Genomic DNA, 13,431 nt, shown 5'->3' with positions numbered 1-13,431 from the left:
GAGAGCGCCAGTTCGACCCTTCATCATCCCGGTCTCGCCTGCCTTAGCCGATAGAAGATCCCGCTTTCATCGTATCCGGTCAGTTCAAGCACGCCGCTCACTGTGAACACGCGCGTCTCGCTAGTGGGGAAAGCGGTATCGGCGTAGACGTCGATGAACTGGTTGGGCGCGGCGTGGAAGTGGAAGGGGCAGCCGGGCGGATAGCCGAGCAGCACGAAGCGCTTTTGCGTGCGTCCGGCGCTGAGCGGCATCATCCAGCCTGCGACGGTGATCCGCTTGCCGGCCAATGCCTTCACCTGCGGCGTGAATTTCGGCTTGGAGACGATGTAGCCCTGTGCATCCTTACGGGTGGTTTCGCCGGTGGATTCGAGGACTTTCCATGAGACACCTCCCTTGGGCGTGGCGGCTGGCTTCCAGATGTCCTCGACCGCACGGCCGGATTTGTAGTCGGGGGCCTGCGCGGCGCTGTATGTCTGCCGGGCTTCCTGGATGACTGCTGCATCGCGCTTGGTCCCTTGGACGGCGGCGGTGATCGCCTGCGCGACATTGACACTGATCACGGTGGCAAGGATCAGCATGGTCGCCTTCCAGCTCATCTCCGCAAGCTCCTCTCTGGTCATCGTCAGCTGGCCCGCGCGAGCACGCGGGCGGGATCGAGGTTGTAGACGCGCAGTGCCGGGACCAGCGCAGCCAGTGCGCCGATGCCGATTACGCCTGCGACCAGCGCCACCTCGCCCGGCAGCACGCGCCAGGGCGAAAGGCCGAGCTCCGCAAAGGTCGGGAAGCTCGCCCGCGCGACCATGAGGAGCGTGTGTGCGCCTGCCCAACCAGCCAGCGCCCCTAACAGCGCCGTGACGACACCTTCGAGCATCACCGTGCCGAACACCTGGTAGCGGCTTGCCCCCATCACACGCAGCAGCGCCAGATCGCCCTCGCGGCTGCGCACCATGCCGACCAGCGCGACCAGGATCGCAAGGCCGCCGGTGGCTGCGAGGAGCCAGGCGAAGATGCGGATCCCCTCGATACTCGCGCCGACGAGGTCGAGCAGGCGCGCGGTCTCGGTCGCGGGAACGGCGGCCTGCAGCGCGCTCTGACGGTTGATCATGGCAGGGATGCGCAGGGCACCGGCTGCGCTACGATAGGTGACAAGCAGGGCGGTGTATTCAGGCTCCAGACCTTGCGCGCCGGTCTGCGCCTGAAGCGGAGCTGCCGATCCCTCTTCATGCTCATGCGCGTGGCCTGCCGCGTCCTCATGGCCGGACACGCCTACGTGCGCGTGCGCACCGATCCCGTGCACCGCCCACACGCTTTCGACCGGGGTCAGGATCAGGCGATCGGCCACACCGCCGGTGGGCGCGAGGATACCGACGACCACGAAGGGCGCATGGTCATGGCCCTGCGCGCCGTCCTCGTCTTCGCCCAGCCCGTGGCTGCCGACGAATTTCTGGCCCAGGCCCGCTCCGGTTGCGCGCGCGACCTCGGCCCCGATGACGGCATCCATCGGATCAGCGAAAGCGCGGCCTTGGGACAGCTTGGTGCCGTAAAGCTGGCCGAAGCCAGCATCCGTGCCCACGATCCGGTAGCCGCGGAAATTGTCGCCGAGCGCCAGCGGTATGACCTGCGCCACCGCAGGATCGCGTTCCAGCAGGGTGCGGGCTGACAGGGGAATGTTGCCGGTCGGCTGATCGATGTGGAACACGCTCGACAGGATCAGCTGGAGCGGCGAGCCTTTGGCCCCAACCACCAGATCGATCCCGCGCGCGTCCCGATCGAAGCGCTCGCTGGCCTGCGTGCCGAGTAACAGCAAGAGCACCAGCATCGCCACCGCGATCGCGATCAGCAGGACATTGAGCGCCGTCGTCAGCGGTCGGTCGCGCAGATAGGCGAGCGCAAGGGAGATCATGCGGTCAATCTACCCTCGTCCAAGGTGAGGGTGCGCGCAAAGTGAGGGCGCAAGCGTTCATCATGGGTCGCGACCAGCAGCGCCGCGCCCGTTTCCTGCGCCAGTTCGCCGAGCAACCCGGCGACCGCGGCGGCGTTGGCGGCATCGAGTGCGGACGTCGGCTCGTCCGCGATCAGGATTGCCGGGCGTACCACAAGCGCGCGGGCGATGGCGGCGCGCTGCGCCTCACCCTGGCTCAGTTCGTGCGGGCGGGCATGAGCGCGGTGGGCGATACCGAGGCGGCCCATAAGCGCATCGATCCGCGCCGGATCGCTGCCGCCCGTCTGGAGCTTCTGCGCAAGCGCAAGATTGGCCCGCAACGAGAGGGCCGAGACGAGCCGAAGCGATTGGAACACGATCCCGAAATGCCGCCGCCGCACTCCGTCGTCGATCGGTGCATCGCCCAACGTCACGCGCCCGCTGTCTGGCCGCTGCAAGCCGCATAGCAGGTTGAGGAGCGTCGACTTGCCCGATCCCGAAGGACCGAGCAGCAGCGCCCGTTCGCCGGCCGCGAGGGTGAAGGACACGCTCGCCAGCACCGAGCGGCCACCATAGCTCTTGCAGAGGTCGCTTGCCGTCAGGTGCATCGTCAGTGCGGATGGGCCTTGCGCAGCCGGCGCCAGTGCGCGGCGAGCAGCAGCAGCGTGCCGGCGACCGTCAGCGCGACCTCGCCCGCTTCGCTGGCGATGAAAAGGCCGCCGATCAGCGCTACGAATGCGGAGATGACGAGCAGGCTTTGCGCAGCCCCCGGTTGTCCGCGCAGCAGAACCGGTCCGCTGACCAGCAGCACGGGGGCAATCAGCGCGGCGTGCACCCATGCGTTCTCGCGCAGGCCCTCCGGCAAAGTCGCGAGGATAGCGATCGGAAGGCTCGCCAGCAGCCATGGCAGGGCAAGGCAGTGCAGCAGACACAGCACCGAAAGGCTCATCCCCAAGCGGTGCCATGGGGCCTCGTGATTGGCGCTGGCTGCTGATCCTGACATACGTTGCCCCTATTGCGTGATGTTACAACATTACTTAAATGCTGATCGCGTCACCGCAAGCCCCCAGTCAAGGATTCGCCCGATGAACGCCACGCCTGACCGCCGCCTGCCAGTCACCGTGCTCTCCGGCTTCCTCGGGGCGGGGAAGACCACGCTGCTCAACCACATCCTCGCCAATCGCGAGGGCAAGCGGGTGGCGGTGATCGTCAACGACATGAGCGAGGTGAATATCGACGCCGATCTGGTTCGCGGCGGCGAGGCGGCTTTGAGCCGCGCCGAGGAAAGCCTCGTGGAGATGACCAATGGCTGCATCTGCTGCACGTTGCGCGACGATCTGCTGAAGGAAGTGCGCAAGCTCGCCGAGGAAGGGCGGTTCGACTACCTCGTGATCGAGAGCACCGGTATTTCCGAACCCCTGCCGGTCGCCGCGACCTTCTCGTTCCGCGACGAAAATGACGAATGTCTGGGCGATGTCGCGCGGCTCGATACGATGGTGACGGTGGTCGATGCGCTCAACCTGCTGGCTGATTATTCGAGCACCGATCTGCTCTCTGCACGCGGCGAGACGGCGGGAGAAGGCGATGACCGCAGCCTTGTCGGCCTGCTCGTCGAACAGATCGAATTCGCCGATGTGGTGATCGTCAACAAGGCCTCAGCCGTCAGCCCCGAACAGCTGGCGACGGTCAAGCAGGTGGTCGCCTCGCTGAATGCCGATGCCCGCATCATCGACGCCGATTTCGGCAAGGTCGCGCTCGACACCATCATGGGCACCGGCCTCTATGACGAAGAGCGGTCCGAACAGCACCCGCTGTGGATGAAGGAGCTTTACGACTACGCCAGCCACCGCCCCGAAAGCGAGGAGTATGGCGTCGAAAGTTTCGTCTACCGCGCCCGCCGCCCGTTCCACCCGGCGTCGTTCTACCGCTTCCTGACGGGGGATGCGCTCGACAAGGTGATCCGCGCCAAGGGGCATTTCTGGCTTGCCACCCGCACTGATTTCCTCGGCGAGCTGGCGGTTGCGGGCCACCAGAAGACCGTCAGCCGCATGGGCCGCTGGTGGGCCGCCGTGCCCAAGAACCGCTGGCCCGATGACGGCACATTCGAGGAATTCGTCATCCGCCACTGGGACGCGGTGTGGGGCGACCGGCGGCAGGAACTGGTGTTCATCGGCATCGGGCTCGACAAGGCGGCCATCACCAAGGCGCTCGACGCCTGCCTTGTCCCCACCGACGAATTCGCTCCCGAAAAGTGGGAGCGGCTCAACGATCCCTTCCCCGCTTGGGGCGAAGCGCAAACGAGCCTCGAGCCGGCCGAATAAGCACCGCTGCCGCCTCCTCCCCCGCGCTGAATGATGGGACGGCGATCCACCTGCCTGTGTCGCCTTAGCCTATGCTGCGAGGCTGGTGATGTGCGAAGCTTGCGGCTCGATCGAAACGATCGAGGGCAGCAAGGTGGCTGAGGCACTCGAACAGCAAGGCTGGGCCGCGCACTTTGGTTCACGGCGCAAGGTGATCGAGGTGGCCGGGCTTTGCCAGTCCTGCGACGAGCTCGCCGTCCGTTTCCGAACGGCGGTCGCTAGGTGATCCTACGCTTCGACGGCGAAGGTCAGCTCGGCGTGCTCCTCAAGCCGCTTGACGAGGTCCTCGCCGAGGAACGCCCCCGGCGTGCCGATCCCGCCCGGCTTGGTGCAGGAGAGGAGCGCGATGCCCGTCTCCGAGAGCATCCGGCTGGTCGAGCCGTAGCCCGGATCGTAGCGGCCCTTGACGCCGTATTGCAGGCGCTGGCCGTCGTCCATGTCGGCGACGAACACGACGTCATAGAAGCCGTTCTCGCGCTCCTCCTTGCTGGGGCCCTCGCCCGGCTTGGGCGGCTTTGCGCCGAAAGGGTTCTTCATGAACTCGAGCGCCGCCTGCGCCGCCGCCTTGCCCGCCTCGCCGGGGCTGGTCAGCATCATCTCGTCATACTGGAAATCGGTGCCGTAGGGATGGCCGAGCAGGAAGTTGGTGCGGTGGACGTTCTTGGTGTTGATCGGCGCCATGACGAAGGGCGCGGACCATTTGCCGAGATCGTCCTCATAGGACGGGATCATGCCCGAGGGCTGATCCGGCCCCTCGAAGCCCGGGGTGAGCGCGAAGGGGTTCCGCAGCACGTTGATGAGCGAGACGTCCTTCGCCGCCGCCTTCATCGTCGCTCCGAGGCTCGCCGCCGTCCCGCCCGAGAACGTGCCCTGCATCGCCCGCACGCGGCCCCTGATGCGGGGCGCGGGCTTGCCGAAACGCTCGACGCAGGCCTTCTGGGTCATCATCACGCCGAGATCGAAGGGGATGGAATCGAACCCGCTCGAAAAGCAGATGCGCGCGCCCGAGGCCTCGGCGGCGGCCTGGTGCTCCGCAATCTTGGCCGCCATCCACGCGGGCTCGCCGCACAGGTCGGCATAGTCGGTGTCGGTCGCCACGCAGGCCGCGACCAGTTTGTCCCCGTAGAGCTGGTAGGGGCCGACGGTGGTGAGGACCACGCGGGTGCGCGCGCACATCGCCTCGAGATCGGCAGCATCGTCAGCATTGGCGACGACAAGCGGCGTGTTCGCAGGCGCGCCGATCAGATCGCGCACTTCCTCGAGCTTGGCGAGGCTGCGACCCGCCATCGCCCACTTCGGCCCGTCGTCCCGCGCACCGTAATGCTGCGCCAGATATTCGGCGACCAGCCGCCCGGTGTAGCCCGTGGCGCCATAGACGATGACGTCGAATTCGCGGGTGCTCATGATCCAGTCTCCGTTCGCCCCGAGCTTGTCGAAGGGCTGCTTCTCTTGTTCGCCGTTGAAGAGGAAAAACGGTGCTTCGACAAGCTCAGCACGAACGGAAGTCGGCTACAGCCGCGGCAGCGTGACCCCGCGCTGGCCCATGTATTTGCCCGCGCGGTCCTTGTAGCTGGTCTCGCAGCGCTCGTTGCCCTGAAGGAACAGGAACTGGCACGCGCCCTCGTTGGCGTAGATTTTCGCGGGCAACGGCGTGGTGTTGCTGAATTCCAGCGTCACATGGCCCTCCCAGCCCGGCTCCAGTGGGGTCACGTTGACGATGATCCCGCAGCGCGCATAGGTCGATTTGCCGAGGCAGATCACCAGCACGTCTTCCGGCACCCGGAAATATTCCACCGTGCGGGCGAGCGCGAAGGAGTTGGGGGGGATCACGCAGACATCGGTCTCGCGGTCGACGAAGCTGTTCGCTGCGAAGTCCTTGGGGTCCACCACCGCCGAATCGACATTGGTGAAGATCTTGAACTCGGGCGCCACGCGCGCGTCGTAGCCGTAGGACGAGAGGCCATAGGAGATCACCCCGTCGCGCCGCTGCGCCTCGACGAAGGGCTCGATCATGCCATGCTCGAGCGCTTGGGTGCGGATCCATTTGTCGGAGAGAATCGCCATGCCAGAGGGATTCCCGATGGCGGGCGCCGGAGCAAGGGCAAGGCCCGTTCTATCCCCCTTCGCCTCACCGGCACTTGAGCCGGATAACCTCCCAATCCAATTGGCTCGGGTGGCCGCCGACGCGGCGCACTTCGGCATCGACGCATTTCTCGGCGGTTGAGCGTGTGTCGAGCGACGCTCCGCGAACCCGGCGATCGAAATCAATCACGTCCTGCAAGTCCTGCGCGGTAAGATCGTGCGCCGCGAGACGACCGGCGCGCAGCGCCTCGTAATGCGCCCGCGCACGCAGGATGCGCGCCTGGTAGGGGTCGGACACCTCGTGGGGAGCAGGCTTGGCGCGCATCTCGACTTGGGCCGTGGCTCCGCTGGCCGGCAGCGCCAGCAGGCAGGGCAGCATCATCCGCACGGGCGATAGCTTCATCACGGCTCTCCTCGCGATGCACGATCCGCCCCGGAAGCTGACCCCATCCTGAACTCGGCCCAGACCGGCAGATGATCCGACGCGTTGGCGGCCAGCGCGCTCCTGTGGACGCCGCAGTCCGTCGGGGTCAAACGCTCGCAATGCATGATCCGGTCGAGCCGCCCCAATGGGCGCCGACTCGGGAAGCTCGGCCCCGGATCGAGCAGCGCGAAGTGCTTGCCGAATTCGCGGAAGCAGCCGGCGACAGAGCGCCATTCGTTGAGGTCGCCCATCAGCACCGTCGCCCGCTCGGCCCGCGCGGTCGCGGCGAGCGCGGCGATGGCGCGCGCCTGGCGCACGCGCCACAGGCCGGAGAGGTCGAGGTGCATCCCGAACACGCACAGCTGCGCGCCGCCCACATCGAGCGTGGCCGTCACCACCCCGCGCGGCTCGAGGCAGGGGATGTGGAGGATATCGTGGCTTTCCACCGCGATCCCGCGCCGCACGAGGATCGCATTGCCGTGCCAGCCCATCGAATCGTGCTGCACATCGAGAGGGACGGGCTCGTAATCGGTGTGCCCCTCGATCAGGAACCGCGGGAGCACGCTGGCGCGGGTGCCGAACCGCAAGTCCGCCTCCTGCAGGCACACCACGTCCGCATCCACCTCGTTCAGCACGTTGAGGATGCGCGCCGGATCGCGGCGGCGGTCGGTGCCCACGCCCTTGTGGATGTTGTAGCTGGCGACCTTGAGGGTCCGGCGCGGCGAGGTTTGATCGGGCATGGCCCGCCAGGATAGCCGCCACCGTTCTAATTCGATAGAGGCGCGCGCGCGGCTCGTCGTAACCGAGCGGCATGACGTATGGCGCGCGGGTCTTCTGGTCCTTCGATGGCGGCGCCCGGGGTGACTGGGCGGTGACCGGGATGACCACACTGGCGGGCGAAAGCCTGCCGCCGGTTGCAGGCCTCTCGGTGCGGCAGGGCGGCGGCTGGTTGGAGGCGCCCGCACCCGTCTGGTCCCTCTGCGGCGTTGCCAGCCACCTGCGCTACACCTTGCGCGACGAGTTCAGCGCCCTTACCGCGCGCGGCAGCCCGTTGGGCCGGGCCGAGGCACGGCGGGCGGCGTTGATCCCGATCAGCAAGAGCGAGGCGTGGTGGGCGCTCGCGCAGGACGAGCGGCGGCGCATCTACGAGGAGCAGTCGCGCCACACCAGCATCGGGATGGAATACCTCCCCCGGATCGCCCGACGCCTCCACCACGGCCGCGATCTCGGCGAGCCCTTCGACTTCCTGACGTGGTTCGAATTCGCGCCCGACCATGAGCCCCTGTTCGACGAGCTGCTCGCGCGGCTTCGGGCGAGCGAGGAGTGGACCTACGTGACGCGCGAGATCGACATTCGGCTGACGAAGCGTTCGTAAGACCTCGCCCGACGGCGCGGCTCAGAGCGGGCGCACCCCGAGCCGGGGATTGAGCGCGGCGATGTGGTTCAGCCACTTCTTCGGCCGTCGCAGCATATCGGCGGGGTAGTCCACCTTCAGCCCCAGCAGTTCCGCCATCCGCCCGACGAAGTGGATGCAGTTGCGGGTATCGAGGTCGTAATGCCTGCCCGGTGCGCTGCGCCACGCCTCGACCTCGGCGACGATCCGGCGATACTGCGCGTCGGTGAGCGTCAGGGTGAAATGCCGGTTGGTGCGCCTGATCTGCTCGGGCTTTTCGGTGAAAACGATGTGCTCCACCGGCCCGCGCAGCACAGCTGGACTGACCGAGCGGGCGGAAAAGCCGTAGTTCTCGTTCACCACCGCGCCCGTCTCCTCCAGCGTGCCGTCCAGCACGATGAAGGTGTGCGGGTAGCGGCCGAACATCACCGAGCCGTTGAAGCTGTGGAAGTGAATCCGCACCTCGCCCAGCACCGGCCCGGGCAGGGCCAGCGCCAGCACGAGGACAAGGCGCTTCAGCAGGCCGAGCATGGGCAGCGGCTCAGCTTGCCAGCAGGGTGGCGTTGCCGCCTGCCGCGGTGGTATCGATGGTGGTCACCCGCTCGGTCGCGAAGCGGGCAAGGTAGTGCGGGCCGCCCGCCTTGGGCCCGGTGCCCGACAGGCCCTCGCCGCCGAAGGGCTGGCTCTCCACCACCGCGCCGATCTGGTTGCGGTTGACGTAGAAATTGCCGACCCGCGCGTGTGCCTGCACATAGCGCCGCGTCTCGGCGATGCGGCTGTGGAGCCCGAGGGTGAGGCCAAAGCCGGTCGCGTTGATGTCCGCCACCACCTGCGGCAGCTCGCCCGCGCGGAAGCGGACGATGTGGAGCACCGGGCCGAAGTTCTCTTCCTTCAGCACGGACAGGGACGGCACCTCGATGATCGTCGGCGCGACGAAGCTGCCCTTCCCGCACGCCTCGGGCAGCGGCAGGCGGGCGACGGGGAAGCCCTTTGCCTCGCAGTCGGCGACGTGCGCCTCGAGACGCTCGCGCGCCGCCGCGTCGATCACCGGGCCGACATCGGTCGCGAGGTCGGAAGGATCGCCCACGGTGAGCGCCTCGAAACCGCCCCGGATCATCTCCAGCATGGCGTCGGCGACGTCCTCCTGAAGATAGAGCACCCTGAGCGCCGAGCAGCGCTGCCCGGCGCTCTGAAAGGCGCTGCCGACCACGTCGCGGACCACCTGTTCGGGAAGCGCCGAGGAATCCACGATCATCGCGTTCTGCCCGCCGGTCTCGGCGATCAGCGTGGCGATCGGCCCGTCTCGGCTCGCCAGCGCGCGGTTGATGGCGCGGGCGGTGGCGGTCGATCCGGTGAAGGCGACCCCGGCGAGGCGCGGATCGGCGGTCAGCGCCGCGCCAACCTCGGTGCCGCCGGGGATCAATTGCAGGACCTCGGGGGGGATGCCCGCCTCATGACACAGCTTGATGGCGAGCGCCGCGATCAGCGGGGTCTGCGGCGCGGGCTTGGCGAGCACGGCATTGCCGGCCGCGATTGCCGCCGCCGCCATGCCGATGAAGATCGCGAGCGGGAAGTTCCACGGCGCGATGGTGACGAAGACGCCGCGTCCGTGGAGCGCGAGGGTGTTCTCCTCGCCGGTCGGTCCGGGCAGGACGATCGGCGCGGCAAACTGGCGGCGCGCCTCGGAAGCGTAGTAGCGCAGGAAGTCGACCGCTTCGCGCACCTCCAGCACGGAATCGAGCAGCGTCTTGCCCGCCTCGCGCTGGCAGAGGCTCAGGAACTCCGCTGTGTGCGCCTCGAAGAGGTTGGCGACCTCCTCCAGCAAGAGGGCCCGCTTTTCGCCGCCGAGGGCATCCCAGCCGGGCTGGATCTCGGCGGCGCGGGCAAAGGCGGCGTCGATCTCATCGGCAGTGGCTTCGCGCACCGTGCCCACGGTGCGGGCGCGGTCGTGCGGGGAGGCGACCTTCGCTGCCGTGCCGGACCCTCCGAAGGTTGGCACGGCCTCCCACTGGCGGTTTTCGAGCGCCTTCAGTTCGGCCAGCAGCGGCCCCAGCACCAGCGGGTCGGAAAGATCCACCCCGGCGCTGTTCTGCCGCGCGCCGAAGATTGCCGCCGGCAGCGGGATCGCCGGGTTGCGGCGCGGGTCCATCGCCGCGAGCTCCGCCACCGGATCGCCGACCAGTTCCTCCGCCGGAATGTCGGCATCGCCCATCCGGTTGACGAAGCTGGTGTTCGCCCCGTTCTCGAGCAGGCGCCGCACGAGGTAGGCGAGCAGCTCCTTGTGCCCGCCGACGGGCGCGTAGATCCTGACCGGCGTGCGCTGGTTGCCTTCCAGGACGTGAAGTGCGTCGTAGACCTCCTCGCCCATGCCGTGGAGCCTTTGAAACTCGAAAGGCTTGCCCCCGGCGAGGTGCTTGATCGCCCCAATCGTGTAGGCGTTGTGCGTCGCGAAGGCGGGGCGGATCACGTCGGCGTGCTCGAACAGCCGGGCGGCGCAGGCGAGGTAGCTGACGTCGGTCGCGACCTTGCGGGTGAACACCGGGTAGTCGGTGTAGCCGCCCACCTGCGCGAGCTTCACCTCGCTGTCCCAGTAGGCGCCCTTGACGAGGCGCACAAAGAGCTTCCTCCCGTGCCGCCGCGCGAGCTTGCCCGCCCAGTCGCACACCCACAGCCCGCGCTTGGAATAGGCCTGGATGGCGAGGCCGAAGCCCTCCCAGCGGCTGCCGTCGGGGCGGCGGAACAGCGCGTCGTCGGCGACCAGTTCCTCGATAATGTCGAGGGAGAGCTCGAGCCGCTCGGCCTCCTCGGCGTCGATGGTGAAGTGGATATCGGCATCGCGAGCGCGCAGCGCGAGCGCCCTCACCATCGGCACCATCGCCGCCCTCGCCTTGTCGGCATGGAAAAAGTCGTACTTGGGGTGCAGCGCCGAGAGCTTCACCGAGATCCCCGGCGAACCTGCCACCCCCGCCCCCGCCTCGCGCGCCAACCGGTCGAGCGCGCGCTCGTAGGCCTGCCGGTACTTCTCGGCATCGGCGAAGGTCATCGCCGCCTCGCCGAGCATGTCGAAGGAGTGGGTGATCCCCCGCGCCCGCTCCGGCGCGGCGCGCTTCAGCGCCTCGTCGATGGTGCGGCCGAACACGAACTGGCCGCCCAAGATCTTCATCGCCTGGCCCGTCGCGGTGCGAATCACGGGCTCGCCCAGGCGGTTCATCGCCCGCTTGAAGGCGCTCCCCAGCCCCTTCTGCCGCGCGTCAGGCGGATCCAGCACCTCGCCCGTCAGCATCAGCGAGAAGGTCGCGGCGTTGACGAAGGTCGAAGAACTCTCGCCGAGGTGCTCGCCCCAGTCGATCTGCCCGATCTTGTCCTTGATCAGCGCATCGGCCGTCGCCGCATCGGGCACGCGCAGCAGCGCCTCGGCGAGGCACATCAGGGCGATGCCCTCCTCGGTGTCGAGGCCGTATTGCTGGAGGAAAGCGTCGATCCCGCTCGCCTTCTTGGCCCGCGCGCCCTCGATGAGGTCGATCGCCAGTCGCGCCGCCGCCTCGTGGACGCGCGCCGCGGGCGCCGCCTGGGCGAGCCGCTCGGCGATGCAGGCCTCCTCGTCCTGGCGATAGGCGCGCCTCAGGTCGGTGCGGTCGATCGCGGCGGGAGCGGCGGCGGAGAAGTCGGCCATCTGGTTTCACCTGAAACGATTCGAGGGTCTGAAGGCGGCGCTCTGAACCCACCGAGGCTGCGCTTCAAGCGCCCACTTTGCAATGCGCGTCCTTGACCCGCGCGGCGCCCTGCCGTTAGCCTTGCCGCGTCGCGACCATCGGGAGGCTTCACACCATATGCGGATGTTCTGCTTCCACTGCCGCGACGGCGAGGACGGCGGGCGCCTGCGCGCGATCCACAGGCCTGCCCATCTCGAATTCGTTCACGCCAATGCCGAGCATTTCGTGATCGTCGGCCCGCTGAAGCGCGCGGATGGCCTGATCATCGGCTCGCTGCTGATCGTGAAGGCCGAGGACGAGGCGGCGGCGCGCGCGATCCTTGCCGAGGACCCCTACCTCACCGGCGGGGTGTGGCAGCTGATCCGGGTGGACGAATTCTCGCCCCTGCTCGGCGACTGGGCCTGACCCGGAAGCCCCCCGCGAAGCCGCAGGCGAGCGCCCCCTCCCTCACCGCGAAGCCGTCAGGCGAGCGCATCCTCGGGCTGCGCGCCGCCGTTGGCCCGGTTCCACCTCACCGACGACCAGAAGGCGAGCCCGATCAGCACCGCGCCGATCAGCCCGGTGATGACCTCCGAAATGTGCATGAAGGTGTTGAGGTACATGATCACCGCGAGCGCGAGGATCGCGTAGAAGGCGCCGTGCTCGAGATAGCGGTATTCGCTCATCGTCCCCTTGTTGACGAGGAAGATCGTCATCGAGCGAACGAACATCGCGCCGATGCCGAGGCCGATGGCGATGACGATCAGGTTGTTGGTGAGCGCGAAGGCGCCGATCACCCCGTCGAAGCTAAAGCTCGCATCGAGCACCTCGAGATAGAGGAATGCGCCGAAGCCCGCCTTGGCAACGTCGCCGGTGGTGGGCGTCGGCGGTTCGAGCAGGTGGTTGACGATCTCGACCGCGAGATAGGTCAGGAGGCCCGCGATGGCGGCGATAAGGAAGGTCAGCGCCTCCTCCGCAGGGAGCACGCTCGACACCGCCCAAGTGCCGGCGAGCACCACACCGATGGCGATGGCCTCGATATTGGCGACCTTGGACAGCGGCCGCTCGATCGCCTCGATCCAGTTCACCTCCTTCTCGGCGTCGAAGAAATACTTCAAGCCGACCATGCCGAGGAACGCCCCGCCGAAGCCCATCAGGCCGACATGGGCCTCGCTGACGATACGCTGATATTCGGCCGGCTTGCCAAGCGCGAGCTCGATCGCCTCGATGGGGCCGATTTGGGCTGCGACCATGACAATCACGAGCGGGAAGACGATCCGCATCCCGAACACCGCAATGGCGATCCCCCAGGTGAGGAAGCGGTGCTGCCAGACCGGGTCCATGTCCTTGAGAATCGAGGCGTTGACCGCGGCATTGTCGAAGGACAGCGACACCTCGAGCACGGCGAGCACCGCGCAGATCCACAGGATGCCGAGCATCCCGTCAAGGGTGCCGGTCAGCTCCCAACCGTACCAGCCGCCGATCGCGAGGCCCGCGAGGGTGAAAAGCAGCGAGCCGCCGAAATGCTTGAGCATGGATGATCCTGTGTGAATGACCGC

Annotated in this window: 14 protein-coding genes; 3 read left to right on the top strand and 11 right to left on the bottom strand. The window is 67.6% G+C overall.

Annotation, left to right across the window (positions count from 1 at the left end):
- Nucleotides 1–23: 23 nt before the first annotated feature.
- Genes OPU67_RS00900 through OPU67_RS00885 form a run of 4 tightly spaced genes read right to left on the bottom strand, consistent with a single transcriptional unit; the run spans nt 24 to nt 2,870 of the window.
- Nucleotides 24–596, bottom strand: coding sequence for a DUF3299 domain-containing protein (locus OPU67_RS00900; RefSeq protein WP_267616848.1), 573 nt, complete (start codon nt 594–596; stop codon nt 24–26).
- Between the two features lie 26 nt (nt 597–622).
- A complete protein-coding gene (locus tag OPU67_RS00895) occupies nt 623–1,903 on the bottom strand; it encodes an ABC transporter permease (protein ID WP_267616847.1) in 1,281 nt (426 codons plus the stop codon).
- Complete coding sequence (locus OPU67_RS00890) at nt 1,900–2,529, bottom strand: ABC transporter ATP-binding protein (protein ID WP_267616845.1); 630 nt, start codon at nt 2,527–2,529, stop codon at nt 1,900–1,902. The genes OPU67_RS00895 and OPU67_RS00890 overlap by 4 nt, the downstream gene beginning before the upstream one ends.
- A 2-nt stretch (nt 2,530–2,531) precedes the next feature.
- A complete protein-coding gene (locus OPU67_RS00885; protein WP_267616844.1) occupies nt 2,532–2,870 on the bottom strand; it encodes a MerC domain-containing protein in 339 nt (112 codons plus the stop codon).
- A 136-nt stretch (nt 2,871–3,006) separates the two neighbouring features.
- Between OPU67_RS00885 and OPU67_RS00880 the strand changes: the two genes are divergently transcribed.
- On the top strand, nt 3,007–4,242 hold the full coding sequence (locus OPU67_RS00880) for a GTP-binding protein (protein ID WP_267616842.1): 1,236 nt from the start codon (nt 3,007–3,009) through the stop codon (nt 4,240–4,242).
- A 267-nt stretch (nt 4,243–4,509) separates the two neighbouring features.
- Here OPU67_RS00880 and OPU67_RS00875 read toward each other — a convergent pair whose 3' ends face one another.
- From OPU67_RS00875 to OPU67_RS00860, 4 genes are all read right to left on the bottom strand, one after another.
- Nucleotides 4,510–5,685, bottom strand: coding sequence for a saccharopine dehydrogenase family protein (locus OPU67_RS00875; protein WP_267616841.1), 1,176 nt, complete (start codon nt 5,683–5,685; stop codon nt 4,510–4,512).
- 105 nt (nt 5,686–5,790) lie between these two features.
- Entirely contained in the window at nt 5,791–6,345 is a 555-nt protein-coding gene (gene dcd / locus OPU67_RS00870) for a dCTP deaminase (RefSeq protein ID WP_267616839.1), read from the bottom strand.
- A 64-nt stretch (nt 6,346–6,409) separates the two neighbouring features.
- A complete protein-coding gene (locus OPU67_RS00865; protein WP_267616838.1) occupies nt 6,410–6,766 on the bottom strand; it encodes a hypothetical protein in 357 nt (118 codons plus the stop codon).
- Nucleotides 6,766–7,527, bottom strand: a complete 762-nt coding sequence (locus OPU67_RS00860) for an endonuclease/exonuclease/phosphatase family protein (protein ID WP_267616836.1) — start codon at nt 7,525–7,527, stop codon at nt 6,766–6,768. The genes OPU67_RS00865 and OPU67_RS00860 overlap by 1 nt, the downstream gene beginning before the upstream one ends.
- A 71-nt stretch (nt 7,528–7,598) precedes the next feature.
- Between OPU67_RS00860 and OPU67_RS00855 the strand changes: the two genes are divergently transcribed.
- Nucleotides 7,599–8,162: a chlorite dismutase family protein gene (locus OPU67_RS00855; RefSeq protein WP_267616835.1), complete on the top strand. Its 564-nt coding sequence runs from the start codon at nt 7,599–7,601 to the stop codon at nt 8,160–8,162.
- A 21-nt stretch (nt 8,163–8,183) separates the two neighbouring features.
- Here the strand turns inward: OPU67_RS00855 and OPU67_RS00850 are convergent, their stop codons facing one another.
- Together OPU67_RS00850 and putA are read right to left on the bottom strand one after the other, a co-directional pair.
- Nucleotides 8,184–8,711 (bottom strand): hypothetical protein, encoded by a 528-nt coding sequence (locus OPU67_RS00850; RefSeq protein WP_267616834.1) that lies wholly within the window; start codon nt 8,709–8,711, stop codon nt 8,184–8,186.
- A 10-nt stretch (nt 8,712–8,721) separates the two neighbouring features.
- A complete protein-coding gene (putA, locus tag OPU67_RS00845; RefSeq protein WP_267616832.1) occupies nt 8,722–11,853 on the bottom strand; it encodes a bifunctional proline dehydrogenase/L-glutamate gamma-semialdehyde dehydrogenase PutA in 3,132 nt (1,043 codons plus the stop codon).
- A 157-nt stretch (nt 11,854–12,010) separates the two neighbouring features.
- Between putA and OPU67_RS00840 the strand changes: the two genes are divergently transcribed.
- The gene (locus tag OPU67_RS00840; protein WP_267616830.1) at nt 12,011–12,298 is read left to right on the top strand and encodes a YciI family protein; all 288 of its coding nucleotides are present in this window, start codon (nt 12,011–12,013) and stop codon (nt 12,296–12,298) included.
- Between the two features lie 56 nt (nt 12,299–12,354).
- Here the strand turns inward: OPU67_RS00840 and OPU67_RS00835 are convergent, their stop codons facing one another.
- Nucleotides 12,355–13,407, bottom strand: a complete 1,053-nt coding sequence (locus OPU67_RS00835; protein WP_267616829.1) for a DUF475 domain-containing protein — start codon at nt 13,405–13,407, stop codon at nt 12,355–12,357.
- Between the last annotated feature and the right edge of the window lie 24 nt (nt 13,408–13,431).

This window comes from Erythrobacter sp. WG (genome assembly GCF_026586795.1).
GTDB lineage: Bacteria > Pseudomonadota > Alphaproteobacteria > Sphingomonadales > Sphingomonadaceae > Erythrobacter.
This window is presented reverse-complemented; position numbering and strand designations above follow the sequence as displayed.